This is a genomic window from Pseudodesulfovibrio sediminis (assembly GCF_020886695.1).
Lineage (GTDB): Bacteria > Desulfobacterota > Desulfovibrionia > Desulfovibrionales > Desulfovibrionaceae > Pseudodesulfovibrio > Pseudodesulfovibrio sediminis.
Genome location: NZ_AP024485.1, coordinates 1,861,035 through 1,887,097, shown reverse-complemented (window position 1 = coordinate 1,887,097; position 26,063 = coordinate 1,861,035). Strand labels below are relative to the sequence as shown.

The 26,063-nt window shown below is 57.7% G+C and carries 28 protein-coding genes; 16 read left to right on the top strand and 12 right to left on the bottom strand.

Features of this window, described 5'->3' with window-relative positions:
• Position 1 precedes the first annotated feature (1 nt).
• The 4 genes from cbiD to SRBAKS_RS09090 are packed head-to-tail and all read right to left on the bottom strand — an operon-like array spanning position 2 to position 3,894.
• Complete coding sequence (gene cbiD, locus SRBAKS_RS09105; RefSeq protein WP_229590549.1) at positions 2–1,093, bottom strand: cobalt-precorrin-5B (C(1))-methyltransferase CbiD; 1,092 nt, start codon at positions 1,091–1,093, stop codon at positions 2–4.
• Positions 1,094–1,097: 4 nt separating this feature from the next.
• Positions 1,098–2,594 carry an SDR family oxidoreductase gene (locus SRBAKS_RS09100; RefSeq protein ID WP_229590548.1) on the bottom strand — a complete coding sequence of 499 codons (1,497 nt, stop codon included), beginning with the start codon at positions 2,592–2,594 and terminating at the stop codon, positions 1,098–1,100.
• 15 nt (positions 2,595–2,609) lie between these two features.
• Positions 2,610–2,888 (bottom strand): hypothetical protein, encoded by a 279-nt coding sequence (locus SRBAKS_RS09095; RefSeq protein ID WP_229590547.1) that lies wholly within the window; start codon positions 2,886–2,888, stop codon positions 2,610–2,612.
• A 13-nt stretch (positions 2,889–2,901) separates the two neighbouring features.
• Entirely contained in the window at positions 2,902–3,894 is a 993-nt protein-coding gene (locus SRBAKS_RS09090) for an NAD(P)H-dependent glycerol-3-phosphate dehydrogenase (protein WP_229590546.1), read from the bottom strand.
• 189 nt (positions 3,895–4,083) lie between these two features.
• On the opposite strand from SRBAKS_RS09090, the gene ahbB reads away from it, so the two are divergent.
• From ahbB to SRBAKS_RS09060, 6 genes are all read left to right on the top strand, one after another.
• A complete protein-coding gene (gene ahbB, locus SRBAKS_RS09085) occupies positions 4,084–4,560 on the top strand; it encodes a siroheme decarboxylase subunit beta (protein ID WP_229590545.1) in 477 nt (158 codons plus the stop codon).
• Between the two features lie 9 nt (positions 4,561–4,569).
• On the top strand, positions 4,570–5,829 hold the full coding sequence (gene hemL / locus SRBAKS_RS09080; RefSeq protein ID WP_229596871.1) for a glutamate-1-semialdehyde 2,1-aminomutase: 1,260 nt from the start codon (positions 4,570–4,572) through the stop codon (positions 5,827–5,829).
• 159 nt (positions 5,830–5,988) lie between these two features.
• On the top strand, positions 5,989–7,017 hold the full coding sequence (locus tag SRBAKS_RS09075; RefSeq protein ID WP_229596869.1) for a cobalt-precorrin 5A hydrolase: 1,029 nt from the start codon (positions 5,989–5,991) through the stop codon (positions 7,015–7,017).
• Entirely contained in the window at positions 7,010–7,756 is a 747-nt protein-coding gene (cobJ, locus tag SRBAKS_RS09070) for a precorrin-3B C(17)-methyltransferase (RefSeq protein ID WP_229596867.1), read from the top strand. The genes SRBAKS_RS09075 and cobJ overlap by 8 nt, the downstream gene beginning before the upstream one ends.
• 170 nt (positions 7,757–7,926) lie before the next feature.
• The gene (locus SRBAKS_RS09065) at positions 7,927–8,337 is read left to right on the top strand and encodes a cytochrome c3 family protein (protein ID WP_229596865.1); all 411 of its coding nucleotides are present in this window, start codon (positions 7,927–7,929) and stop codon (positions 8,335–8,337) included.
• Between the two features lie 140 nt (positions 8,338–8,477).
• Entirely contained in the window at positions 8,478–9,890 is a 1,413-nt protein-coding gene (locus SRBAKS_RS09060; RefSeq protein WP_229596863.1) for a hypothetical protein, read from the top strand.
• 122 nt (positions 9,891–10,012) lie between these two features.
• On the opposite strand, the gene SRBAKS_RS09055 is transcribed toward SRBAKS_RS09060, so the two are convergent.
• The 4 genes from SRBAKS_RS09055 to SRBAKS_RS09040 all read right to left on the bottom strand — a co-directional run bounded on the left by SRBAKS_RS09055 (position 10,013) and on the right by SRBAKS_RS09040 (position 13,790).
• Complete coding sequence (locus SRBAKS_RS09055) at positions 10,013–11,467, bottom strand: protein adenylyltransferase SelO (RefSeq protein WP_229596861.1); 1,455 nt, start codon at positions 11,465–11,467, stop codon at positions 10,013–10,015.
• Entirely contained in the window at positions 11,467–12,408 is a 942-nt protein-coding gene (locus SRBAKS_RS09050) for a phosphotransferase (protein WP_229596859.1), read from the bottom strand. Before SRBAKS_RS09050 ends, SRBAKS_RS09055 begins: the two co-directional genes overlap by 1 nt.
• A gap of 6 nt (positions 12,409–12,414) precedes the next feature.
• Positions 12,415–12,963, bottom strand: a complete 549-nt coding sequence (locus tag SRBAKS_RS09045) for a hypothetical protein (RefSeq protein ID WP_229596857.1) — start codon at positions 12,961–12,963, stop codon at positions 12,415–12,417.
• Between the two features lie 77 nt (positions 12,964–13,040).
• Positions 13,041–13,790 carry an SDR family NAD(P)-dependent oxidoreductase gene (locus SRBAKS_RS09040; protein WP_229596855.1) on the bottom strand — a complete coding sequence of 250 codons (750 nt, stop codon included), beginning with the start codon at positions 13,788–13,790 and terminating at the stop codon, positions 13,041–13,043.
• A gap of 52 nt (positions 13,791–13,842) precedes the next feature.
• Here SRBAKS_RS09040 and SRBAKS_RS09035 point away from each other — a divergent pair, with 52 nt between their 5' ends.
• Both SRBAKS_RS09035 and SRBAKS_RS09030 read left to right on the top strand, forming a co-directional pair.
• On the top strand, positions 13,843–15,000 hold the full coding sequence (locus SRBAKS_RS09035; RefSeq protein WP_229596853.1) for a pyridoxal phosphate-dependent aminotransferase: 1,158 nt from the start codon (positions 13,843–13,845) through the stop codon (positions 14,998–15,000).
• Positions 14,997–15,332, top strand: a complete 336-nt coding sequence (locus SRBAKS_RS09030) for a TraR/DksA family transcriptional regulator (protein ID WP_229596851.1) — start codon at positions 14,997–14,999, stop codon at positions 15,330–15,332. The genes SRBAKS_RS09035 and SRBAKS_RS09030 overlap by 4 nt, the downstream gene beginning before the upstream one ends.
• 30 nt (positions 15,333–15,362) lie before the next feature.
• Here SRBAKS_RS09030 and SRBAKS_RS17855 read toward each other — a convergent pair whose 3' ends face one another.
• Together SRBAKS_RS17855 and SRBAKS_RS09015 are read right to left on the bottom strand one after the other, a co-directional pair.
• Positions 15,363–15,995 (bottom strand): TetR/AcrR family transcriptional regulator, encoded by a 633-nt coding sequence (locus SRBAKS_RS17855; protein WP_283816550.1) that lies wholly within the window; start codon positions 15,993–15,995, stop codon positions 15,363–15,365.
• Between the two features lie 41 nt (positions 15,996–16,036).
• The gene (locus SRBAKS_RS09015; protein WP_229596849.1) at positions 16,037–16,606 is read right to left on the bottom strand and encodes an SAM-dependent methyltransferase; all 570 of its coding nucleotides are present in this window, start codon (positions 16,604–16,606) and stop codon (positions 16,037–16,039) included.
• A gap of 307 nt (positions 16,607–16,913) precedes the next feature.
• Between SRBAKS_RS09015 and SRBAKS_RS09010 the strand changes: the two genes are divergently transcribed.
• The gene (locus SRBAKS_RS09010; RefSeq protein WP_229596847.1) at positions 16,914–17,897 is read left to right on the top strand and encodes a 4Fe-4S binding protein; all 984 of its coding nucleotides are present in this window, start codon (positions 16,914–16,916) and stop codon (positions 17,895–17,897) included.
• Positions 17,898–17,958: 61 nt separating this feature from the next.
• On the opposite strand, the gene SRBAKS_RS09005 is transcribed toward SRBAKS_RS09010, so the two are convergent.
• Positions 17,959–19,578: a cation:proton antiporter family protein gene (locus tag SRBAKS_RS09005; RefSeq protein WP_229596845.1), complete on the bottom strand. Its 1,620-nt coding sequence runs from the start codon at positions 19,576–19,578 to the stop codon at positions 17,959–17,961.
• A 3-nt stretch (positions 19,579–19,581) separates the two neighbouring features.
• Positions 19,582–20,433 carry a potassium channel family protein gene (locus tag SRBAKS_RS09000; RefSeq protein WP_229596843.1) on the bottom strand — a complete coding sequence of 284 codons (852 nt, stop codon included), beginning with the start codon at positions 20,431–20,433 and terminating at the stop codon, positions 19,582–19,584.
• Positions 20,434–20,828: 395 nt separating this feature from the next.
• Here SRBAKS_RS09000 and ffh point away from each other — a divergent pair, with 395 nt between their 5' ends.
• The 7 genes from ffh (at position 20,829) to rplS (ending at position 25,698) form a co-directional block, all read left to right on the top strand.
• Entirely contained in the window at positions 20,829–22,367 is a 1,539-nt protein-coding gene (ffh, locus tag SRBAKS_RS08995; protein ID WP_229596841.1) for a signal recognition particle protein, read from the top strand.
• Between the two features lie 88 nt (positions 22,368–22,455).
• Positions 22,456–22,695, top strand: coding sequence for a 30S ribosomal protein S16 (rpsP, locus tag SRBAKS_RS08990; protein WP_229596830.1), 240 nt, complete (start codon positions 22,456–22,458; stop codon positions 22,693–22,695).
• 113 nt (positions 22,696–22,808) lie between these two features.
• On the top strand, positions 22,809–23,042 hold the full coding sequence (locus SRBAKS_RS08985; RefSeq protein WP_229596828.1) for a KH domain-containing protein: 234 nt from the start codon (positions 22,809–22,811) through the stop codon (positions 23,040–23,042).
• A 19-nt stretch (positions 23,043–23,061) separates the two neighbouring features.
• Entirely contained in the window at positions 23,062–23,685 is a 624-nt protein-coding gene (rimM, locus tag SRBAKS_RS08980; RefSeq protein ID WP_229596826.1) for a ribosome maturation factor RimM, read from the top strand.
• Between the two features lie 79 nt (positions 23,686–23,764).
• Complete coding sequence (locus SRBAKS_RS08975) at positions 23,765–23,992, top strand: 4-oxalocrotonate tautomerase (protein WP_229596824.1); 228 nt, start codon at positions 23,765–23,767, stop codon at positions 23,990–23,992.
• Positions 23,993–24,034: 42 nt separating this feature from the next.
• Entirely contained in the window at positions 24,035–25,330 is a 1,296-nt protein-coding gene (gene trmD, locus SRBAKS_RS08970; RefSeq protein ID WP_229596822.1) for a tRNA (guanosine(37)-N1)-methyltransferase TrmD, read from the top strand.
• Between the two features lie 17 nt (positions 25,331–25,347).
• Complete coding sequence (gene rplS, locus SRBAKS_RS08965; RefSeq protein ID WP_229596820.1) at positions 25,348–25,698, top strand: 50S ribosomal protein L19; 351 nt, start codon at positions 25,348–25,350, stop codon at positions 25,696–25,698.
• The last annotated feature ends 365 nt before the right edge of the window (positions 25,699–26,063 follow it).

The following is a 26,063-nucleotide window of genomic DNA, read 5'->3' as shown; positions in this document are numbered from 1 at the left end:
GCTAGTCGGTCTCGGATTCCGCCAGTTTGTGTCCTTCGAAATCGAATACCGTGTACGCGACCGAACACGTTCCTCCTGCAAACTGATCGGCTGCTTTGGTTGCCTGCTTTAGGAGTAATTGAATGAGGAGCGCGCGTTCCGGCTCTCCTGTCAGCAATCCGAGGACCTGCACAGCGGTGTTGGCGGACCGAATGTCTTCCATGTAACAGGCCCGAACGCCCACTTCCGCGCACCAGTCCGCCAGTCTGCCGAAATCCACGGCGTGGGTTTTGGCGTGGGTATATCGCAGCCCTTGCGCCTGCTTGACCAGCTTGCCGAAGAAGACGGACCACGAGACATGAGTGAACCCCCGCTCGGCCGCGGCCTGCATGGCGAACTCGAAAAAATCGGCGACCTGGATGAACGCGAAATCCGGCAGCCCCGGATGGGTTCTCTGATAGAAGCGTTCGGATCGACGGCCCGTGGTGAAGACGATGTGCGTCAATCCCTGGGCGCGGGCCACATCCAGCCCCTTTTCGATGGTCGCCTTCCACGAGTCGTGGGAGAACGGCTTGACCACGCCCTGCGTACCGAGGATGGAGATGCCGCCGATGATGCCCAGTCGGGAGTTCATGGTCTTTTGGGCGATGTGTTCGCCTTCGGGGACTTCCACCAGGACGGCAATGTGTCCGGTCTCCATGGACTGAGCGCAGCTTCGCACCGCCTGTTCTATCTGCTTGAGCGGTTCCGGGTTGATGGCCGCCTCACCCACAGGCACAGGCAGTCCGGGCAGGGTGACCCGACCGACGCCCACGCCGCCGTCAACAGAGATCGTCAGCGGAGTCGCGGTCTGGTTATCAAGGACGACCACGGCCTGGATTTCACATTCGTGCGTGGCATCCGGGTCATCGCCTCCGTCCTTCAGGACCGTGACGCGCACGGTGTCACCATCGTTTTCAATGCGTTCTATGGGGACGATCAGAGAGCCGCCGGGTGGCAGCGGGACTTTGACCTCTGTGGGGAATGTGCCGGTCAACAGGACAGTGGTTCCGGCCATGGCCGCGGCCGCAGCGCATGTGCCGGTTGTCCTTCCGGTCCGTAATTGCTTGGTCATATATTCAGCGTATCCTTCGGGGCGGTTCATAGAGATGGGTGCCCGCCAAGTCGGAGATGTTCTTGATCATGTTGGAGAACAGAATCAGGTGAAAAGGGTACATGGCATACCAGTAGAGCAGACCGAACAACCCCTTGGGCAGGAACTTGGCGGTCATGGTCAGGTCCACGGCGTTTTCCCACTGGGTGTCCAGGGAAAATTCCAGCAGCGCCTCGCCGGGCAGGCGCATTTCTGCCAGCAGAAGCAGTCGTCGTCCTTCGTCTGCGGCCAACACACGCCAGAAATCCAGCGCGTCGCCAACCTGGGGAGAGCCCGGACGATTGGCGTCACTGCGCCGCATGCCGGGACCGGCCAGCAGCCGGTCGATGAACCCCCGCAGTCGCCAGAGAGGATCACCGAAATACCAGCCCTGTTCGCCGCCGATGCGCTGCACCACATTCCAGACACTGACAGGATCGCCCTGAAGGCGTGCGGAATATCCCATCTGGAACTGAGTGCCGCCTGCATAACCGGGGTCGCCTGCAGTGGCCCATTCGGGCATACATGTGCGGCCCGAGTCAAAGAGGCACGTCTCAACCGAATGGTCTTCAGTCTTGACCAATGCGCGTCGGATGGCCTCGGAGCAGGGAACAAGCTCCTGCGGTACAAGGTCGCGAATATGGTTATTCCGACAGATCACTTCATTGCGTAACCCTTCGATGAGGGAGCGGGACAGGGCCATGGGCACCGGGGTGATCATGGACACCCAGAACGAGGAGAGTCGGGGAGAAATCAGGGGCATGGGGAAGAGGTGGCGCTTTTTCAGTCCGGCCACCTCGGCATAGAGTTGAAACAACTCTTCGTAGGAAAGAATGTCCGGGCCGCCGATATCCAACGTCTGTCCAGCTGTGGCCTCATTTTCAAGACAGCCCATGAGGTAGCCGAGGACATTGCGTATGGAAATGGGCTGCGTCCGTGTGCGCACCCACTTGGGGGTGATCATGACCGGCAGTCTGTCGGCCAGGTAGCGTATCAGCTCAAAGGAAGAGGAACCGGAGCCGATGATCTGGGCGGCGCGCAGGATGGTGACCTTGGCCGATCCCAGCTTGAGGATACGGCCCACTTCGGCGCGCGACTTGAGATGCTTGGACAAGGGCTGATCTTCATGATCCTCGCCCAGACCGCCGAGATAGATGATGCGCTTGAGGCCGGTGCTCTGCGCGGCCTGGATCATGTTGTAGGCCGCGTCCCGTTCCTGCGCGGCGAAATCCCTGCTGGGCGCGCCCATGGAATGGACCAGATAAAAGGCGGCGTCGCACCCTTCGGCGGCCCGTTGCAGGCTGTCGAGGTCGTGCATGTCTGCCTGTACGGCCTCGACCTTGTCGCCCCAGGAGCGTGCCTTGATCTTGTCGACGCTCCGGCCTGCTGCGCGCACGGTATAGCCCCCTTCCAGAAGGAGATGGACTAATCGGCCACCCACATATCCTGTGGAGCCGAGAACGAGAACGGGTCGATCCTGCATGCCAGCCTTGCCCGGTTAGCGGGGCTTGGTTTGAAATTGGTACCCTTGGCCGTCAGGGTGGTAGTCCCAACCCTTGGCGGCCATGCACTCAAAAAAACGAGCGTTCTGCTTGCGCTTTTCTATGGGGAACTCCTTGCCCGCGATCACTTCGCAGTCCAGGGAGTCGATCTTGAATTGTCTGTCTTCTGCAGCCCCGGAATAGTTCGGGTGTGTCCACGGTTTGGAGCAGCCGGTCAGGAGAAGGGCGGCGGCGAGTCCGATGGCGAGGCAGAGGGAGAGGATGAGTTGGCGCATGGTCACTCCGATGTTATTCGTCTTTGAGGTCACGGCTCATGAGGTCTCTGGTCGCTGTGGCCGGGTCTTTGTCTTCGTACAGGATGGCGTAGACCTCCTCGGTGATAGGCAGGTCTACGTTGAGTTTTTTGGCCAGATCGTGGAGGGCCTTGGTCGTCTTGACACCCTCGGCCACGGCCTTCATTTCGCCGATGATTTCATCGAGCTTGGCTCCCTGGCCGAGCCTGAGGCCCACCTGTCGGTTGCGCGACAGGTCTCCGGTACAGGTCAACACCAGATCGCCCATGCCGGACAGTCCCATGAAGGTGCGCTCCTGACCGCCCATGGCCATGCCGAGACGGCTCAGCTCGGCCAGTCCTCGCGTAATGAGCGCAGCCCGTGCGTCGTGTCCGAACTGCAGTCCGTCAGCCATGCCCGCGGCAATGGCGATGACGTTCTTGACCGCGCCGCCCAGCTCCACACCCCGATAATCGGGCGTGTAGTAGACACGGAAATACGGGTTGGAGAACGCTTCCTGCAACTCGCGGCCGAGTTCGTGGTCTTCGCAGCCCAGCGCCACCGATGTGGGCATGTCCGCAGAGACTTCGGCGGCAAACGAAGGCCCGGACATGGATGCGTAGCGGGGGCGTTTGCCCTCAAGCGCTTCGGCCACGACCTTGGACATGGGGAGCAGGGAGTTGAGTTCAATACCCTTGGATGCGCAGACGATGACCGGGTTGTCCGGCAGGACGTCCTTGAAGCTTTCGAGCGCAGGGCGGATGAACTGGCTGGGGATGACCAGCAGAAAATAGTCTACACCGGCAAAGGCGATTGCCGGATCGGATTCGACGTCGAGCTTGTCCGAGAGGGTAAAGCCCGGCAGAAAGGTCTTGTTTTCGCGGGTGGCGCGGATCTCGTCGGCGACTTCCGCTTCGCGTGCCCAGAGCACTGTTTCCACCCCGTTTTTGGCCAGCATGTTGGCCAATGTGGTCCCCCAGGCTCCCGCGCCCAGCACTGCTACTTTCATGCATATTCTCCTTATCGTTCATGGTCCGGTTTAAAACCATACGTGCGCATGTAGTTCGTGGCAAGCTCTGGTTGACCTGCGGTCCAAGGGGAGGACAGATCGGGGCGGGGTGTTTGCGGGGCGTCCAGGTGGTGTTTTCACGTGCGCAAAGTGTTGCATCCGGGGTCCACGGGGGGTATAGACCCTCCCATGGCTATTCAATTTACCGAGACCGAAGAAAAAATATTGGCCCTGGCAGGTACGGATCTGCCGGATACCGCACAGCCCTTCAAGTCCATCGCGGAGGAAGTGGGGACGACCGAGCAGGAAGTCATCAATCTTCTGGCAGACCTCAAGGAACGCAAGATCATTCGTCGTTTCGGCGCGACACTCAGACACCAGAAGGCGGGCTACGGCCACAACGCCATGGTTGCCTGGCGCGTGCCGCCCGAACGGAGCGAAGAGGTCGGCGAGCTGTTTGCGGCCCGCCCCGAAATTTCCCACTGCTACATCCGGCGCACCTACCCGGAGTGGACCTATAATTTCTATACCATGATCCACGGCGAGCGGCCCGGACATGCGGAAGAAGTCGTGGCCGAGCTGGAAGCCGCCGTCGGCATCGACGACAACTGTGTGCTGCGCTCTCTCAAGGAACTCAAGAAGACCTCCATGGTCTATTTCAAATAGGTACTCATTATGGACTCCAAGACTCTCTACGCAAAGGCCCAGACCCTCATGCCCGGCGGCGTGAACTCCCCCCTGCGTGCGTGCAAGTACGTGAACTCAGAGCCGGTCTTCATCGACAGGGCTGAAGGCGCGTACATGTGGGACGTGGAAGGGCGGCAGTACATCGACTACGTTTTCTCCTGGGGCCCCATGATTCTGGGACATCAGGACCCTGTCGTCACCGAGGCCGCGCACAAGGCCGTGGATATGGGGTCCTCCTATGGCGCTCCCTGTTTCGGCGAGGTCGCTCTGGCCGAAGAGATCAACAAGCTCATCCCTTCCATGGAAATGATGCGCATGGTCTCCTCCGGCACCGAAGCCACCATGTCGGCCCTGCGTCTGGCCCGTGGTTACACCGGCCGCAATAAATTCGTGAAATTCATCGGCAACTACCATGGTCACGCCGATGCCTTTCTGGCTGCCGCCGGTTCTGCCGCAGGCGTGACGCCCGGCACGCCGGGGGTGCCCGAGGAAGTGGTGCAGCATACCCTGCTCGCCCAATACAATGATCTGGATGCGGTCAAGGCGCATTTCAAGGAATCCGGCGACGAGATCGCCTGCATTATCGTGGAGCCAGCAGCCGGAAACATGGGACTCGTCCTGCCCAAGGAGGGCTTCCTCCAGGGACTGCGCGATCTGTGTACCGAATACGGCGCAGTGCTGATTTTCGACGAAGTCATCACCGGCTTCCGTCTCGCTCTCGGCGGTGCGCAGGAACGGTACGGCATCACCCCTGACCTGACCACGCTGGGCAAGATCATCGGCGGTGGTTTTCCGGTGGGCTGTTACGGCGGCAAACGCGAGATCATGGAGCACATGGCCCCGGTCGGCGGTGTGTTCCAGGCCGGAACCCTGTCCGGCAACCCCGTTGCCATGGCCGCAGGGCTGGCCACCTTGCAGCGTCTTCAGGAGTGCGACTACGCAGCTCAGGAGGCACGGACCAAGGCGCTGGCGGAAGAATTGACCGCCATTATCGCGGGCAAGGGGCAGTCTGTCTATCTTGCCCAGGTCGGCTCGGCCTTTACCATGTATTTTTCGGACAAGCCCGTGACCAGCATGGTCGAGTCCGGTCAGTGCGACGCGGCAGCATACGCCACCTACTGGCAGCAGATGCTAGCCCAGGGCGTTTATCTGGCCCCTGCCGGTTTCGAGTGCGCATTCACCTCGTTTGCTCACACGGACGAAGACTTCGAGAAAACACTTGAAGCCGCCCGGAATGTCACTTTTTAGACTGTAGTCCGCTAAAACAGAAAGTGGGCCGGGATGCAGGAAACGCATCCCGGCCTTTTTTGTGTCCGGTGCAGGCAAGCGGGTATATATTGTTTATAAATGTCACTCATGTGCCAACTTTTCCTTTTCGTAAACGCTCTGAACTGATAAACAATGTCTATGCCAAATTCTAAAATTGCCATATACGCCCTGACTTCTCAGGGGGTGAACCTTGCCCGGCGTCTTGCCTCGAAACTGGGTGGGACCATATATGCCTCCCGGCGTCTTGAGGCCGAGAATGTCACGCCCTTCGATTCGTTGCGCGATCTCGTCGCCGCCACCTTCAACGCCTTTGACAGTCATATTTTCGTGGCTGCCGCCGGTATAACCGTGCGGTGCATCGCGCCGCATCTCCAGAGCAAGGAGACCGACCCGGCCGTGATCTGTCTGGATCAGGGCGGTCTGTTTGCGGTCAGCCTGCTGTCGGGACATCTGGGCGGTGCCAACGAACTGGCCGCGGACGCCGCGCGCGCCGTGGGAGGGCAGGCTGTCATTACCACGGCCACGGACTCCGCCGGGGTGCTCTCCGTCGATATGCTGGCCAAGAGCAAAGGGCTGGGCATCGGCAACATCGAGCGGGTCAAGGACGTCAACATGGCCTTGCTGGAGGGGCAGCCCGTGCAGTTGTACGACCCTGAAGACTGGCTCGGTCTGGCCTGGCATTCGAATTTCGATTCCGTTGCCGGGGCCGATGACTGGGACAGTTCCCGTCCGGGAATATGGGTCTCGTGGCACAGCGACTGTCCTGAGGGAGCCTTGTCTCTGCATCCCAGGGTGTTGCACCTCGGCATAGGCTGCCGACGGGATGTTTCCGTGTACGAGATTCTCGATCATGTGGGCGATGTCTTCGGCAAACGTGGCTTTGCCATGGAGTCCATCGCTTCGGTCGGTTCCGTGGAAGCCAAGCGCAATGAGGCCGGGTTGCTGGAAGCCGCCTTTGAGTTTGGCGTGTCACCGGTTTTTTATTCCACGGCCCAGCTCACCGCCATTGATGTGCCCACTCCCTCTGACAAGGTGCAGGCGCACATGGGTGTCCCTAGTGTGGCCGAGGCTTCCGCCCTGCTGGCCGCGCATGGCGGCAAACTGATCGTGACCAAGGAAAAGACCGACACTGTAACCCTGGCCATTGCCCGGAGTCGCCGTGCTTAAAGCTGTCAGCCTTGGTCCAGGCAGTGAAACTCTGCTGACCCCCGCAGCCCGTCAGGCTCTGATGGATGCCGACGTGGTGGCCGGATACAAAGGATATATCGAACTGGTGCCGGAGACGCTTCTTGTGGACAAGGAGGTTGTTTCCACCGGCATGATGGGCGAAGTGGACCGGGCTCGGGCCGCGGTCAAGACAGCCCGGGACGGCAAAAAGACCGTCATGGTCTGCTCCGGGGACGCCGGCATTTATGCCATGGCCGGGCTGTTGCTCGAAATTCTGGAGGCCCAGGGCCTGCTGGATGCGGTCCCGTTTGAAGTGGTGCCGGGGGTGGCTGCATTCAATGCCGCTTCCGCGCTTCTGGGCGCGCCGCTCATGCATGATTTCGCCTCGGTCAGCCTGAGCGACCTGCTGACGCCGTGGGAGATGATAGAAAAGCGGCTTCACAATGCCGCAGATGCGGATTTCGTCATTGCCATTTATAATCCCCGCTCGAAAAGACGCAGTGATCATTTACAAAAAGCACTTGAAATCATACAGGAATTTCGTGATCCCAAGACCCCTGTTGGCGTGGTCGGTAAGGCGTATCGCAACGGTCAGGCCGTGCTGACGACCACGCTGGATAGCGTTGATGTTGAAGGTGTTGACATGCAAACGGTTCTTATTGTTGGTAATTCCGCTACGCGCATTGTGGGCGGACGCATGCTGACGCCCCGTGGATACCATCAAAAGTACTCTTTATGAGCCGTTGACAAAAAGGAGTTAAAAGCCCCTTGCCTTTAAGGTGGTTTTTCAGGTAAAAGCGAGGGTCTACGATGGCATCCCCCGCTTGACAGGGGGAGGATGATTATTTATCCCGCATAAGTAGAGAGTGTGAAATTGTATTTTTTTATGCAACAGGAGGAAGAAGGTAAATGAAAAAAATTCTGATCATCAGCCTGATGGTTGCTGCTTTGGTATGTGTCTTTGCACTGCCCGCAGTTATCGCTGGCAACGCAGCTCCGGACAACATGACCTTGACCGTTCCCGAAGGTGCCAAGGCAACAAAGACTCCGGTCGCTTTCCCGCACAAGGCTCACGTCGATATGGGTATGGACTGTATGGTCTGTCACCACAAGGCTGAGAGCAAAGACGCCATCAGCGGTTGTGCCGTTGAAGGCTGTCACATGGACGCTTCCAAAGCCGCCAAGAAAGACCCCAAGGGTTTCTACCAGGCCTTCCACAGCAAGAAAGCCAAGGCTTCCTGCCTCGGCTGTCACAAAGCTGAAAAGAAAGCAGGCAAAGCAGCCCCCGTTGGTTGTAAGGACTGCCACCCCAAGGGTTAATACGCTCGGGTAATTTTAGGGGGGGCTGTTTAGGACAGCTCCCCCTTTTTTTCAACCTTCCCGGAGGTAACAACATGACCCCGGCTCCCCCGCCCCCCACTGATGATAAAGTCGACGTCGCTGACGTATTAAATGGTGCTATGACAGAACATGAAGGCCTTGATCCCGAATCTGTTGATGCCGATTTCGAGCAGGAGCTCGAAGATCTCTTTTCTGACGACCTGGAAGAGGATGGTGCGAACAGTGGCGACGAAGAACCCATAGTGCTTGATGAAGTGGCCCCCGAAGTCGATGACGTTGATGAAGATCTGATCGTTCTGGATGAAATCGCCGACAGCGACGATGACGACGAGCTGATCCTTCTTGACGACGTTGTGGAAGAGGTGGCGGAGGAAGAAGCGCCCATGGTTCTGGAAGACGTTGCTGAAGAGGCCGCCCCTGAACCCGAAGAAGAAGTCATGGTGCTTGAGGATGTGGTGGAGGAGAGTCCGGCTGCTGAGGCTCCGGAAGCGGATCTCCCTGACATCGAAGCCCTGGTGAATGATATCGCTGAAGAGAATGACGTCGAACCGGACGTTGAGCCGCAGGCGGATGAAGACGCCATTGAACTGGATGATCTTGTCGAAGAAGCCGCAGTTGCCGAAGATGACGACGATATCATGAATCTCGATGATCTCCTTGAAGAGGAGGCTGTTGAGGAACCTGCGGCACCTGAATCCGAGCCTGAGTCTGCACCGGAGCCGGAAGTCGAACTGGTGCCTGAGTCGGAAGCGGAACCGGAGTTGGAGCTGGTACCAGAACCTGAAGCAGAACCGGAAGTCGAGCTGGAAGCTGAGCCTGAGCTTGAATTGGAGCCGGTCCCTGAATCAGATGAAATTTCCCCTGAACCTGAAGATTTGATTGATGCCGCCTTGGCCGAGGAACCCGCTCCGGAAGTACCGGTTGAGGATGCTGTGGCAGATCATGAGATCGAATCGATCATGGATGAACCCAAGGCCGCGACAGCAGTGGTTTCGGGCAATATCTTTGATGGCAAGAGTGAAGCCGCAGTACCCCCTGATGCCGAAGAGGCGGTCTTTGAAGACGCTCTCTCGGATGGCGTGGAGACCGAAGCCGTCGACGCAGAGCTGACCGGTCTGGATCAGCTTGATGACGATGGTATTGATGATGTCGACAGTCTGCTGGACACGGTTGAAGTGGATGTGACCGACGTCATGGATGGCGAGGGTGCCGAAGCCGAAGATTTCGAGCCTCTGGACTTGTCGGATATGGAGGTGGACACCTCTCTTGAAGAGACGCTGACATCCGAGATCATGCCTCCCGACGCTGGGCACGATGTGTCTGAAGACGTTGGCGTGGAAGAGCTGCTTGTGGATTGCCGCACCGAGTCCGTTCCCGACATCGCGGAGTTGCAGGACAAGGTCGCCAGCCTGGAAGCACGAGTGGAAGAGCTGGAATCCCTGTTGCGGGAAGAAATAGCCCGCATGGTACCGGCGGAAGCGGCCCGCATCATCCGTGAAGAGATCGCGGCACTGGCTTCCGAACTCGGTTAGTCTGTAGAAAACGCAATACATCAAAGAGCCGACCATGTGGTCGGCTCTTTTTTTTGGGGAAAACTGTCCCCTGAATCGTTTGGTCGTATCGTGGCTCGATTCCGCCGTTTTCCTTCGCGCAATCAGGTCCCGCAAAAGGTTTGATGTACTCGTTGTGATGGTTGCGGCGGTTCCTGGTACGCACTGTTTTCCGGTTGATCGGCAAACGGGTTGCTCAGAATTTCGATGAGCCGGTGGGTGAGTGCGAAATCGCCTGTGTCCTCTGCGGCCCTTATGGCTTCCTCGATACGGTGGTTGCGCGGAATGAATGCCGGATTCACGGCGCGCATGGCGTGTCTGCGCTCGGCCTTGTTGTTTCCCTGCGCCTTGAGGCGTGACCGCCATTCCTCGACCCAGGCGGCGATCGCCTCGCGAGCGTCGAAGAGCGACGTAAAGCTGTCGGCCCTGTCCTCGCAGTCGCATAATGTGCGGAAGGCAACCGTGAAGTCGACATGGTCCTGATGCATGAGCGAGAGCAGCTCCCTGGTCAACGCGAAATCGCTGTCTGTCGCCGTGTGTAGGCCGACCTTGGCGCAGAGTCCTTTCCGGTACTGTTCGGCGAAGCGGGGTGTCAGGGTGCCGAGAATCTGTTCGCCAATGGCATTGGCCTCTGTCTCGTCCTGACTGAGCAGTGGCACGAGGCAGCCGCCCAGACAGCCCATGTTCCATTGCACAACGAGCGGTTGCTGATTGAATGCGTAGCGTCCCTGCTGGTCGATTGAGCTGAACACCTGCGCCGGGTTGTAGCTGTCCATGAATGCGCACGGCCCGAAGTCGATGGTCTCGCCGGAAATGGTGGTGTTGTCCGTGTTCATGACACCGTGGATAAACCCCACGCACATCCATTGCGCCACCAGCTTTGCCTGCGCTGCGCAGACCGCCTCAAAGAACGCGGCATAGGGATTGTCAGCCTCTGCTGCCTCGGGGTAATGCCGTTGAATGGCGTACTCAGCCAGTTGTCTGAGGGCGTCGACATTATTCCGCGCCGCAAAATATTCAAAGGTGCCCACGCGAAGAAAGCTGGACGCCACCCGGGTCATGACCGCACCGGGCAGCGGTGTCTCTCGATGAACAGTCTCGCCCGTGGTGACCATGGCCAGGGCGCGGGTTGTGGGGATGCCCAGCGCGTGCATGGCCTCGGAGACCACGTATTCCCTGATGACCGGGCCGAGGGGAGAGCGTCCGTCTCCGCCCCGCGAGAATCGGGTGCGGCCCGAGCCTTTGAGCTGAATATCGAAACGGTGTCCCTCTCCAGTGACCGCTTCACCGAGGAGCAGGGCGCGGCCATCGCCGAGTTGCGGGACGAAGTGGCCGAATTGATGGCCCGCGTAGGCCTGTGCAAGCGGTTCCATGCCGTCCAGCAGGGTGTTGCCGGAAAAAAGCGCGGCCAGGGCCTGATCGGTTTCCGGCAGGTCGAGTTCAAGCGTCTGTGCGAGCGGGGTGTTCAGTCGAATGAGTTGGGGGGCGGCCACGGGAGTCGGCGCGATTTTCTGATAGAAATGATGCGGCAACCGCGCATAGGTGTTGTCAAAGGGCATTATGCTCCCAGGGCTTGTGTCCAGGCCGGTAACAGGGTGTCGATGGAATTGGTCAGCAGGCGCATGTAGCGCAGTTCGATCTCGGCCATCTCCGTGTCTCCTCGCCTGAGCCATTCGGACATCCAGGCAAAGCGGAGGCCGAGGATCAGCTCGGGCAGGAGCGAGAAATTCGTCAATTCCAGACATCCTGAATCCTTGAGAGAGCGTAGCAGGCCAAGGCTGAAACCGCGTACCAGCGCGGTGGGATCTTCAATGCCCACACAGCCGAGACAGTTGGCCACGTCAAACAGCGCCGGGCGCAGACCGGCGAACTCCCAGTCGATGACCGCGCCCACGGAGCGTCCCTGCCAGATGACGTTCAGCGGATGCAGGTCGCCCTGACTGAGGGCGCGGGGCAGGGTCGGCCATGCCGTGAAAAGCGGCGCCAGTACGGGCAGAACCGGCAGCAGTGTCGCGTTCACCTCCGGGCGGCGCAGGGCGATAGTGCCCATGAGCTCGTTGACATACTCTTCGAGGATGAAGTCAGGGGTCGCATCGAAGGCATGGATATCGGCACCCGCAGTGTGCAGGGCGCAGACGAAATCGCCCAGACCGGCTCCACGTTCGGCGTCCTCAATATACTCCGGTTGGGGCAGCAGGTCGCCGGAGACGAACGGTGAGAGTTGGTAGTGGGCTTCGTCCTGCTCGACCACGAAGTGGCCGTTCGTGTCCGGGAGATAGGCCGGGACCGGCAGCCCTGCCTGCTCAAGGGCGAGCAGGGTACGACCGATCCGTTCGCGTCTGTCAAACTGGCCGGGGAGGAGCTTCTCCAGCATCCACACCCGGCCGGTCGTGTCTTCGACAGCCATGCGGGTGACGCACCGTTCCGGGCTGCCGGGCAGGAGAATGTCCGTGCGCGGCCGCGCGGGCGTCAACCCCCACATGGCGAGAATGTCAATCATGTATGGCTACTGCTTCTGGACGCCGAATGCCGTGCAGAGGTCATCCATATTATCCATGATGATGGCCTGTTCCGAGGCGGGGATCTGTTTGTCCACTTCGGCTTTGTAGGCTTCCATCTGGCCGCCCATCTGCTGGGCTAACATCTGTTCCATCATTTTTTTCTGTTCTTCAGGCATGTCTTCCATCTGGGCCTGCATCTGCGTGTTCATGGTTTCCATCTGCTGCATGCCCATCATGGTCATGGCGTGGCTGTAGATATACATGAACCGCTCTTTTTCCCAGCCCTGTTCTTCAACGGCGCTCAAGATCTGGGCAGACAGCGCTTCACCACTGACTTCGCCCATGTTCTTCCGGCTTTCAACAGTGATATTGGGGATTTCTGGGAGATCAGCCATGAATTTTTCGAATTCGGATTCGGAAAAAGGACCGCCCACTTCTTCGACCAGGGCCTTGGCTTCTTCGGAGAGATTGGGATCGTCGGCCACTTCGTCGCCACAGGCGGTGAGCAGACCGAGCAGAAACAGCACACAGAGTGCACAGGTGAGTTTTTTCATTGCAGCTCCTTTAAAGGGTTGAAGGGGATATCTCGTCCCAGCATATAGGGAAGAGGGGTGTTTTCGTCAACCTGCGCCTACAGCTCCCTGATATCCGCCACCTTGCCGTGATACTTCTCCGGTTCGTCCAGCAGAAAGTCCACCAGTCCGCGCGCAGATTGCTGGGGCGTCAGGAGAATGCCGTCCTCTTTCCAGGGATTGAAAACCTTTTTGAGTTGTTCGGCTCCGCCGCCTTTGGATTGGCGCGCATCCGATTGCATGCGGGTTTCCACGACACCCGGTCTCCAGATGATCGTGGTGATTTCCGGTGCTTCTGCGGCCAGCTGTCGGGCCAGATGTTCTTCGGCGGCTTTGGCCGCGCAATACGCGCCGATGCCGGGCTGGGCGCGGTCGGCCGCACCGGACCCGAAAAAGATCGCCAACCCTTGCCCGTGGTCGAGCAGGATGGGCGTGGCGTGGCGGATAAGCTGGTGTGCTCCGCTGACCGAAGAATCCATGACCTCTCGGAATCGGGTTTTGGTAAGCTCCCAGACAAAGGGGCCGGGCGCGAGCACTCCTGCCGCGTGGATGAATCCGTGGAAGCGACCGAGAACGTCGGCGATCTGGACCAGCTCCTGCGCTACGTTGGACGATGAAACATCGCCGGCCAGACATTCCGCTTTGACCCCGAGTTTGCGGCAGGCATCGCGCGTGGCGAGCAGTTTGGATTCCGTGCGTGCGCCCAGGACGAGGTTGACGCCTTCCTTTGCCAGCTCCACGGCCAGGGCCGCGCCAATGCCCGAGGATGCACCTGAGAGTACGAGGGTTTTATTCCGTAATGAAGTCATATATAGTGCGCCTTCGTATAAAAAAATTGAGATTACAGCATAGAGAGTACTCATGTCATTGAAAGTGAGCAAGCGAAGACCGCTGGTAGCCCAGTCTGAAATCCGCAACATGACTCTGGAATGTGCCAGGGTGGGCGGTGTCAATCTGGCCCAGGGCGTGTGCGATCTGCCCGTGCCACAGGTTGTCATGGACGGCGCGAACGAGGCCATGGCGGACGGCTACAACATTTATACCCGGTTTGACGGATTGCCGCGCCTGCGTCAGGCCATTGCCGACAAACAAAAGAAATACACGGGGATGGATGTGGACCCGGAGCGTCAGGTCATGGTCTCGGCTGGAGCCACCGGCGCGTTTTACGCGGCCTGTCTGGCACTGCTCGACGAAGGGGACGAGGTTATCGTTTTCGAGCCGTACTATGGCTACCACATCGTGACCATGGCCTCGCTTGGCATCAAGCCGGTCTATGTCACCCTGGAACCGCCCAACTGGGAATTCTGTGCCGAAGACCTTGAAAAAGCCGTCACCGCAAAGACCCGCGCCATCATTCTGAACACGCCGTCCAATCCGGCAGGCAAGGTCTTTGACAGGGAGGAGCTGACGCTCATCGCCGACTTTGCCCAGGCGCACGACATCTTTGTGTTCACCGACGAGATCTACGAGCATTTTGTCTACGATGGGCTGACCCATATTTCTCCGGCCACGCTGCCCGGCATGGCCCGGCGCACGATCACCATGTCCGGCCTGTCCAAGGTCTTTGCCATCACCGGCTGGCGGTTGGGGTATGCCATCTGTGACCCCGAGTGGGCGTTGCCCATGGGCCATTTCAACGATCTGGTGTACGTCTGCGCCGCTTCCCCGCTCCAGATAGGCGCGGCAAAGGGGATGGAACAGCTCGGCTCCGAATACTATCAGGGCGTGTCCGACGATCATCAGATGAAGCGCGACCTGTTTTGCGACACCCTGCGTGATATAGGGCTTACCCCGCATGTTCCCAAGGGCGCCTATTACACGCTGGCCGACGTGACAGGTCTGCCCGGCAGGACCGCCAAGGAAAGTGCGCTGTATCTGCTCGAAAAGACCGGTGTGGCCTGTGTGCCCGGCTCGGCCTTTTACGGTGGCCCGGTGGGTGAAACCATGGTCCGGTTCTGCTTTGCCAAGGAGATGCCCATCCTTCAGGACGCCATGGATCGACTGCGGAAGCTGGCATGACAGACAAGCAGAAGCTGGCGTTCAAACAATACGCTGCCGAAGAGATCGAGTCGTTGAAGGCGGAGATTCCCCGGCTCAAGGCACGCCTCAAGCCTGTGGCGCCGGATAATGCCATCGGGCGCATCTCGCGCATGGACAACATCGTCAACCAGTCCGTTGTCGAGGCACAGCTGTCCAAGTCCAAGGTCCGGCTGGTCCGGCTCAAGGAGGCCCTCAAGCGGGTGGACGAGGACGAGGATTTCGGCCTGTGCGTGGAGTGCGGCGACCCCATCCCCATTGCGCGGTTGAAGGCCATGCCCGAGACCGAGTTGTGCGTGGAATGCGCGGAGTAGGCGTCGCTGGCTGCGCGAGGAGTCCGTTGATTAGAGCGGGCAGTCCGGGTCTTTGAACAGGTAGGTTGCGGTCATGTCGGTCAGGGCATCAAAGAGTCGCTCCTGTTCAATCTTGGAATCAAAGACAGCGACAGAGTGCATCGTCTCTTCGAATGCATTGGATACGACTCGGGCTGCGGCTGACATGTCTGTGATGCGCAGCTTGCTTTGTATACTTTCAAAGAAGGTGGCGAGTTTGTTGATCAGTGCTTCATTTTGGGTCTCGGAAAGTCGAGCTATGTCCGTATCCGTATAGCGCATGGCAAGGAGGGTGCGCAGCAGTTCCGGAGGATGGTGGTGCGTCTTGTGTGCTTCCGTAACGATGCGTCGCATGATTTCCCTGCCTGAGATGCCCGTCTGCATGGATGCATTCAGTTTATGGAAAATCGTTTGATCCACAGTGGTTATGTGCCTTTTCAGAATGTCGAGGAGCAGAGCTTTTTTGTCTGTATAATAGGCGTAGAAGGTGCCGACCGAGACGTGGGCTTCCGAGGCGATCTCCTTGGCGTTGGTTTTTTGAAACCCCTTTTCGCTGAATAGTTTCATGGCCGCGTCCACAATGCGGCTTTTTTTCTCTATGCTCCGGGTCTGCTGGGGAATGCGTATCTTCTTTTCATGACTCATTGTTTTCTCCGACGTGAAGATACCTGTCTTGGGGTTGATCATCAAGTCCGCTTCAGCATTGCTGCATGGCTGAATCGTATGGGAGGGGCCGTCTCCAGCGCAAACCCGACATCGAGTGCAGTGTGAACCTCTCTTTTGAAGGCTTTTTGGGATACATGTATCGGAGGTTCGGCCAGCAGAAGCAGGCCACCCGGTTTGACGCATTCTGCCATGCGGGTGAAATAGACTTGGATATCAGGCACTTCGTGAGCCATATAGAATGACAAGGCAAAGTCGGCCGAGGGGAGGGGGCCGATATCCTCCGCTTCACACTTCCATGTCTCGATTCTTCTGGTCAATCCCGTCCTTTCAGCTTTTTCTTCTATCCGTGCCAAGGCTTCCGCCTGCAACTCTACGGCGAGAACTTTTCCTGTTTCTCCGACCATATGCGCCATGGGGATGGTGAAAGCGCCTGTTCCGCAGCCAGTGTCTATCACGGTCATACCCGGCTTGACGAACGGCGCCAATATTGTGTCGGGCGGATGCAATAAAAGTCGAATGGGGTTGTTCAAAGTCCACTGACTGCGCCAGGAGCAAATGTGTCCGGGGCGGTTTTTGAAAAACATCTTCATCGTTTCCTCCTGTTACTTAAAATACAAATATGAACTCAGGTTCATATTGTCAAGAAAAAATGTTCCGCAGGCAGTGTCGTTTGGAGCAGTTCAGGATAAGATGCCCGGAATGCGGGTATAATACATAGGGAAAAATGCAATAATGGCAGCCTCAAACATTGTTTCTTGCATGGCGCTCCTGCCGGCGGCAGGCACACACAGGACAGTTGCCTGCTATCGGTGATTCCCGTCGAAGTGCAAGCTGTGCAATCGGTTGCCACTCCTTCAATCATGGCGTAGGGCAGGTGCAAACCCTGCTAGGAAAACCATGAATACTTCCATCACGCCCACTCGTTTTCGTCTTGCCGTTCAGGCTGTTTTCACCCTTTTCTGTATCTATGTTGGGCTGCGTTTTGTGGCCTTTCTCGCCTGGGCGGTCGGCACCACCGAGGTGTTTACCCCCAAGCCCGGGGCTGTGGAAGGGTTTCTCCCCATCAGCGCACTGTTGGGGCTGCGTCGCCTGCTCACAACCGGACAATGGGATTCCGTGCACCCGGCGGGGTTGGCCATTTTTATTGCCGTGCTGCTCATGGCCTTTCTGTTTCGCAAGGGGTTCTGCGGCTACATCTGTCCGGTGGGGTTCCTGTCCGGGCTGCTTGAACGGCTGGGGCGCAGAATGGGACTGGGCGTCATCCCGCCAAAACTGATCGACCTGCCGCTGACAGGGCTCAAGTATCTGTTGCTCGGCGGGTTCCTGTTTGCCATATTTTCAATGGATACACGCTCGTTGGAGTCATTCATCTCCAGTCCGTTCAATCTCGTGTCCGATGCGAAGATGCTGCATTTTTTCATGAAACCGACCCTGCTGTCCCTGCTGGCCATCGGCGTACTCGTTGTCCTGAATGTGGTGATCCGCAATTTCTGGTGCCGCTACCTCTGCCCTTACGGCGCGTTGCTCGGCCTGTTTTCCTGGGCCGGGCCATCCTGTATCAGACGGAATACGACCACCTGTATCGACTGTGGCAAATGCGCAAAGGCATGTCCTGCGGGCATTACGGTACAGACCAAAAAGGTTGTGCGTTCCCCTGAGTGTATCGGGTGCGGCGAATGTGTGGGCGTGTGTCCGATTGACGACTGTCTCGGTTTTTCCCTCAATGGCAGGAAACGCATCCCGTGGCTGACCATAGGCATAGGCTGTGTCGCAACATTGTTGCTCGTCTGGGGGTTGGCCAGGATGACCGGGCACTGGGACAGCACTATGCCCAAGGACATGATCAGGAATATCTATTCGACAATGCTTGAAAAGATATAGTCCTCGACCATAGCCCCGCTGGGCTTTGGCTGTGCTTCGAACAGGGGACGGGTGACGCTGTTCAGCTTTCTTCTTCAGCCTTGAGGGACAGGATATCCAGCCCTTCCCGCTCTCGACAGATGTGGGACCCGAGACCGATGCCGGCTTCGGCAAAGACATTGAAGGACGTGTCCACCCCGGCTTCCTTAAGGATTTCGACTTCATCGTCGTACTTTGCCATGGCAGCGATATCGCCGGGGTAGCCTCGCTTCTTGATCTGCTCCACCACAAAGAGCTGTGATTCAAGATTCGGCATGGTCAGTACGACCAGTTTGACCATGTGCCCCTTGGTTGGCAGCTTGTGCCAGAAGTCCGGGTCCGTGACATCGCACAGCAGGACCTGTCGGCCGTTTTCCAGATGGCGATCCACCATCTCTGCGTCAAAGTCCAACCCCAGCGTGACAGCGCCGAAGCGTTCGTTGAAATAGTCATAGGCCCCTGTGCCGACCCTGCCCATTCCGATCACGATAATCTGCCATTCCCCGGCCTCATAGGGTTCTTCGTCAGGATGGCGTTCTCTGGTTTCGAACCTTTTGAGAGCGTTTTTTGCCCAGAGGATGATCGTGTCTATGCTCTTGTTCAGTGGCGAGGCGATGACAAAGGAGACGGAGAGGGCGATGGCAATGGCCAGCAGCCATTGCTGACTGAGCCAGCCGTTGGTCACGGCCAGACCGCCCACGATCAGTCCGAACTCACTGTAGTTGCCCAGCAGATGGGCGGTGGTGAAGCTGGTGCGGGCCTTGAGCCTGAACCGGGTGAAAACAAGGAAGAACAGAAAGGTTTTCACCGGAATTGCAAGGACAAGGAGGAGCGCCACGCCCAGAGTCTCCATGCTCGGCAGTCCGGCCAGCCCTATTTCGAGGAAGAAGCCCACCAGCAAAAAGTCTTTAATGGAATAGAGCGACTTGGCAAGATCGTTGGCCCGGGCGTGGGGCGCCAGCAGCATGCCCATGATGAGCGCGCCCAGATCGGCCTTCATGCCCACGATGTCGAAGGCCCATGCCCCGGCGACAAAGGCGAGGAAAAAGCCGAACAGCACCTGCAATTCACCGTGCCCGATGCGATTGAGTATGCGCATGAACAGCCACCGGGCGACAGGCAGGGCCGCCAGTACGGCGACGGCCCACAGGGTGGGAACCTTGCCCGTGGAAAAGGCGAGAAACAACACCGCAAAGATGTCCTGTACGATGAGGACGCCGATGGCGGTCCGACCGCTGAGGGAGGCCGCGCGCCCTGATTCATCGAGGATTTTGACGGCAAAGACCGTGGACGAGAAGCTCAGGGCAAAGGCGATGAGTGCGGCTGTGGTCAGATCGAGATGGGCAAAGATGGAGAGCCCTGCTCCGGCCAGTCCCATGAGTCCTCCGGTGAACAGGAGAACGGTCGTGAGCATGTGCAGGCTTGCCCCGGCCCAGACTTCGGGCTTGAACAGACTGCGGACGCGCAGCTTGAGACCGATGGTGAAAAGCAGGATGGTCACGCCGATGTCGGCGATTTCGCGTATGGCCGGCCCAGAGACATAACCCTGGGTGGACAGGGCGAATCCGGCCACCAGATAGCCGATCATCGGCGGCAGGCCCACGCGGCTGATCAGATACCCGCAACAGAAGATCAGGAATATGGCAAGGGGGTCAATGAACATGGGCTATCCTTTGCTGTTCTTGCCCGGGATTACGCCCCGGGTGATGATGCCTACCATGAGCGCGAACATGACGTATCCGACCAGACACTGAAAGATGAGCAGGAGTTTGCCGTCCCATGTATTGGGTACGATATCGCCGAAGCCCAGCGTGGTCATGGTGACGACCGTGAAGTAGAGGGAATTGAGGAAAATGTCGCTGTTGTTGACCGCGAAGCCAAAGGGGGGCGTGGAGCCGATCAGCATGTGTGCGCCGTCCAGTGTGGCGTTGACCAGGGTGAACCCGGCCAGCATGGTCATGTAAATGCGTGCCATCTCCGAGACATCGCTCCAGGAGGCCGTGTTGCCGGGGGTGAGCATGCGTGGGATCTTGTTGATGAAGACGCGGATATGTCCGCCGAGAATGACAACCACGATGAGTGTCATGCCCATGATTCCCAGCACGTGCAGCATGAGAAGGACATCCAGTGCGCCGCCCGCGAACCCGACAATGGCCGCGTTGACCAGCATGCGTGTTTGCGCGGGAGTGTGCGACCGGGCGTCTTTGCGCGCCCTGCTGCGGTTGCGCATGATGTGAAAAAGCACCACCACACAGGCCGTGAGTACGCCGTTGCAGCTCGACACCACGAAATCGTCCATGCTCAGTACGCCCTTGGACAGTTCGACGATGATGCTCATGTTCAGAATACTGTTCCACAGGTACAGCAGTATGATGCCCGTGAAAAACGAGGGCACGAAGTGGGTGAAGGCCACATGGGAAAATCCAGAATCCGAGGTGTTTCGCATATGGTAGAGATTATTCGCACAAAAGACGGCTGGTTGCAACGAAAAGCCCCTGAGTTTCAGTCGCTCGTTCATGGTGTGCTGGCCTTCTCATTTCATTGAGTATATGGATGAGCCATGTGCGGACGGTTTGCCAAGGTATCCCCAAAAAATGCTTGGAAGAGGTCTTTGGCATGTTCCATGCCGGACGCGTAGCGCCCTGGTACACTGAGTGAAACCGTGTTCCACAAACCCATGTTTCGGGAGGCGGTGCGCGTGGCGGTCAATTCGGTCGCAAATGATGGACCGGAGTTGCTTGATCAGGCCGCTTGCGTACCGCGAAAACAGGGCTCCCTGCGGTGATGCCGGGCCTCGTCGGCCTTGACTATCTTTCTTATCTGGCTTACCAAACCCCCTCTTTGCCCGCGCTGGACGGGAGTTTTGCGCGTGGGTAAAATTAATAAAACGAGATAATCCCGGGAGATAGGCAGTTGTTCGAGAGCCTGCAAGAGAGACTGAGCTCCACCTTTTCCAAGTTGGGTGGCAAAAAGACCCTTGATGAAAACAACATCAAGGAGGGTCTGAGAGAGGTGCGCCTTGCGCTTCTCGAAGCTGACGTCAACTTCAAGGTGGTCAAGCAGTTTGTTGACCAGGTCAAGGAACGCGCCATGGGCGACGAGGTGCTCAAGGGTCTCGAGCCCGGACAGCATTTCATCAAGATCGTCAACGAGGAGCTGATCGAGCTTCTGGGTGGTGAACAGCAGGGGCTGGACCTCAAGGCCAAGCCGCTGAAACTGATGATGGTCGGTCTTCAGGGATCGGGTAAGACCACCAGCTCGGGCAAGATCGCGCTCTTCATGCGCAAGCAGCACGCCAGGAAGCCGTATCTGGTTCCGGCCGACGTGTATCGCCCGGCCGCTATTGACCAGTTGAACACGCTGGCCAAGCAGCTTGACTGCCCTGTGTATCCGTCCACCACGGATATGAATCCGGTGGATATCTGCAAGGATGCGCTGGTCAAGGCCGAAGAATTGGGCTGTGATCTTGTTCTCTTTGATACAGCGGGTCGACTGGCTATCGACGAAGTCTTGATGGATGAGCTTGAGAACATCAAGAACGAGTGTGCCCCGCAGGAAATTTTGTTCGTGGCAGATGCCATGACAGGTCAGGACGCCGTGACCGTTGCCGAGACCTTCAATGAGAAGCTCGGCATCACCGGTGTTGTTTTGACCAAGATGGATGGTGACGCCCGTGGCGGTGCCGCCCTGTCCATCAAGACGGTGACAGGTCAGTCCGTTAAATTCGTGGGTGTAGGGGAAAAGCTCTCCGAACTGGAACTTTTCCACCCTGACCGCATCGCGTCGCGCATCCTTGGTATGGGCGACATGATGACCCTCATTGAAAAGGCGCAGTCCGAAATCAATGAGGATGAGGCCAAGGCCATGGCCGAAAAGATGGCCAAGGCGGAGTTCGATTTCGAGGACTTCCTTGGTCACATGAAAAAGCTCAAGAAGCTTGGCTCCATGGAAGGGCTGCTCAAGATGATTCCCGGTATGGGCAACATCATGAAGCAGATGGGCGACAACGCCATGCCCGAAGATGAAATGAAGCGCACCGAAGCGATCATTTCCTCCATGACCATGCAGGAGCGCCGTCAGCCCAAGCTCATCAATGCCAGCCGCAAGGAGCGCATTGCCAAGGGTTCGGGCGTCAAGGTCGCCGATGTCAACGTACTCATCAAGAACTTCAAGCAGATGAGCACGGTCATGCAGTCCATGATGGGCGGCGGTGGCAAAGGCAAGAAGAAGGGATTGCTCGGCAAGCTCTCCGGCCTCGCCGGCAAGGGCGGTATGCCTGACATGGATGCTCTGGGCGGTATGCCTGGCATGCCCGGAATGCCCGGTATGCCTGGAATGCCCGGCATGGGTGAGGATGACTCCGGCAAAAGAGCCTTGTCCAAAAAGACCCTGAAGGCGCGCAAAAAGAAAAAATTGAACAAGAAGAATAAGAAAAAGAAGAAAAAGAAGTAGGCAATCAAGGTCATTGACCTTTGAATCATATTAACTTGCCATTGACTGGGCAAAAACGTATTAATTAACTATTGGGAGAATAAGTATTATGGCTATGAAAATCAGACTGACCCGTATGGGTTCCAAAAAGCGTCCCTTCTACCGCGTGGTAGCTCTTGATTCCGCTACCCGTCGTGATGGACGTCCTGTTGAGTTCCTGGGTCACTACAACCCGATGGTCGAGCCTAACGACATCAAACTTGACATGGAAAAGATCGAACAGTGGTTGGCAAAGGGCGCCGAGCCCAGCAACACTGTCCGTTCCCTGCTGAAAAAGGCCGGCAAGTAGCGTCAGCGCTTCTTTGTGCAGGGTGACCGCAAGGACACTCCTGCTCTGTCCGGTCTCCGATTGGCAGTTATAGTACACAGCGCGCGACGACGCGCTCGCACGGAGGTGACGTCATGCTGAAAGAGATGATTGAGTACATTGCCAAGTCCCTGGTGGACAACCCGGACGAAGTGCACGTTTCTGAAGTCGAGGGAGAACAGACCTCGGTGATTGAGCTGAAAGTGGCCAAGGAAGATCTTGGCAAGGTGATTGGAAAGCAGGGCCGCACGGCCCGCGCCATGCGCACCTTGTTGGGAGCTGCCTCCACCAAGGCTCACAAGCGCTCCGTTTTGGAGATTCTCGAGTAGCTCCAACAGGTCGAGCCTTATGAAACAGTCCGTCACTGGGTATATCTCCCTGGGCGGGGTGGTAAAACCGCACGGAATTCGAGGGGAGTTCTGCATAAAGAGTTATGCAGACTCCCCGTCCATTTTCGGCGATGCTCCTGCCCTGTATCTTCAGGAAGACAAAAAATCCCCCAAACCCATTACTGTCACCTCCTGGCGTGAGCACAAGGGACTTATCCTGCTTACCGTCAAGGGTGTGACCGATCGTGACCAGGCAGAGCTGCTGCGTGGCCGGTCTGTGCTGGTGCGCGAGGAAGATCTGCCCGAACTCGAAGAGGGCGAGCATTACTTCTATCAGATGATCGGATGCCGCGTGGTCCTGGCGGATGACACCGAAGTCGGTGTGCTCAAGGGATTCTATGAGACCGGCGAACAGGATATCTGGGTTATCGAGAACGCGGCCAAGACCGAAATCCTTCTGCCTGCCGTGCCCGAGTTCGTGGTCGATATCGATCTGGACAATGAGATCATTGTCATCGAACCCCCCGAGGGGTTGCTTGATCTCTACCTGAATCCCGAGCCGCCCAAGAAAAAGAAGGCGAAACGGCGAACGTCCAAAAAAAAGCCCCGCCGGAATAAAGGCGGAGAGCCAAAGACCGAGTGACCCGATTCTGAACGTCCGGGGCGCGTGTTCGGCGCACGTGGAAGTCTTCGGAGCAAAGCTGTCAAGGGGATGATAAAAAATGCCCGTAATAAAAGTAGAGATGTTTGAAGGACGAACCACGGACCAGAAGCGGGAGTTGGTCGAGGTCCTGTCCAGGGAAACAGCGCGCATTACCGGCTGTGATGTGGATTCGATCTATGTCATCCTTGAAGATGTCAAAAAGAGTAACTGGGGCGCTGGCGGCATGCTCTGTTCGGATAAGTTCCCGGATGAGAAACCAGCCATGGAAGAATCGGGACGCGAGTAACCATCAATGCGGCTGCACACGCGCATTGTGAGATAGGACACTATGAATTTTCACCTTGTCTCCATCTTTCCGCAGTATTTCGAGTCGCCCCTTTCGAGCGGACTCATGGGCAAGGCCGTGGAAACCGGGCTGGTCTCTCTTGATCATGTGGACGTCCGGCAGTTCGCTGGCGGGGTGCACAAGTCCGTGGACGACCGTCCCTTTGGCGGCGGTCCCGGCATGCTGCTCAAACTCGACCCCATGATCAAGGCGCTTGACTCCATCGACTCCCCCGGGCGCATTATGATGCTCTCGCCACGCGGCAAGCCACTCACGCAGGCCAGAGCGCGTGCGCTGAGCGCCGAAGAAGACATCACCCTCATCTGTGGCCGGTACGAAGGCATAGACGAGCGCCTGCTCGATCTCTACCCCATTGAGCTTGTCTCTGTGGGCGATTTCGTGCTCAACGGCGGTGAGGCCGGTGCGGTCTGTCTTGTCGAGTCCGTGGCGCGGCTGTTGCCCGGCTTCATGGGGCATGAGGACTCTGGCGAAGAGGAGTCGTTCTCTGCCGGACTGCTGGAGTATCCGCATTACACCCGCCCGGACGCTCACGAGGGGCTGAAGGTGCCCGCGGTGCTCAGGAGCGGCGACCATGGCAAGATCGCCACATGGCGGCGGGAGTGCTCTCTGACAGCTACCCTGAATGATCGGCCGGACATGCTGCCCGAGGCGAGCCTCACGGTGGAGGATATCGATTTTCTGCGCACCCTGCCGCGCACCCGGCTGGGCCGCAACCTGTATATCGCGCTCTGCCATTATCCGGTGGTCAACAAGTTCGGTGAGAAAGTGGCCGTGTCCGTGACCAACCTCGACCTGCACGACATGGCGCGCGTGGCTCGCAGTTATGGTCTTGGCGGATTCTACGCCACCACCCCCATCGAAGACCAGAAGGCCATGGCCGACACGATCCTGACCCACTGGAAACAGGGGGCAGGCAGTCTGGCGAATCCGGACCGGGCGGAGGCGTTTTCAAAGGTAAAGGTTTTTGACGATATTGAGGCTGCAGTTCTTGACATCGAGGCGCAAACAGGGCAATGTCCCCGCCTCGCGGCTACTTCAGCACGGCTGGATCGTCGCAAGAATGCTGAGCCTGCATTGACCTACGGGGACGTGCAAAGCTGGCTGGCCAACTCTCCGGTTTTATTGATTTTTGGAACTGGACACGGTTTGGCTGAAGAAGTCCTCTCCAAAACGGACGGCGTGTTGAGACCTGTCAGGTATTTGGATGACTACAACCATCTGTCGGTACGAAGTGCGGTTGCAATTATTGTGGATCGACTTGTCGCGGATGAGTATTAAGAATTTAGGAGATTATCATGGACATCATCAAGAAAATTGAATCCGAACACATCCGTTTGGATATGCCCCAGTTCAAGGCCGGTGACACCGTCAAGGTTCACTACCGTATTATTGAGGGCGAAAAAGAGCGTATCCAGGTCTTCCAGGGCGCAGTTCTTCGTCGTCGTCGTGGCACCACCAACTCCACCTTTACCGTTCGCAAGATTTCCGACGGTATCGGCGTTGAGCGTGTGTTCCCCATGAACTCCCCCTTCATCGACCGCGTCGAAGTGGTTTCCGAAGGTAAAGTTCGTCGTAGCCGCATCTATTACCTGCGCGAACTGCGTGGTAAGGCTGCACGCATCAAGTCCAAGCAGATCTGGGAATAATTTTTCGGATAAGCGGCGATCTGCACCGCTGCTCTCGAAACACAGACCCTTGCGTATGGGAATACGCGGCGGTCCTGAATTTCGTTCGCATCGGCACATCTCACCCCTTCTCCAAAAAATTCTCAAATCCTTTGTGAGTATACGCCCGGAGTGTCTTCTGACACTTCGGGCTTTTGTGGTTTGTGCCTCGTGACAAGCGGCGATCTGCACCGCTGCTCTCGAAATGCAGACCCTTGCGTATGGGAATACGCGGCGGTCCTGAGTTTCGTTCGCATCGGCACATCTCACCACTTCTCCAAAAATATCCTGAATCCTTTGTGAGTATATGCCCGGAGTGTCTTCTGACACTTCGGGCTTTTGTGGTT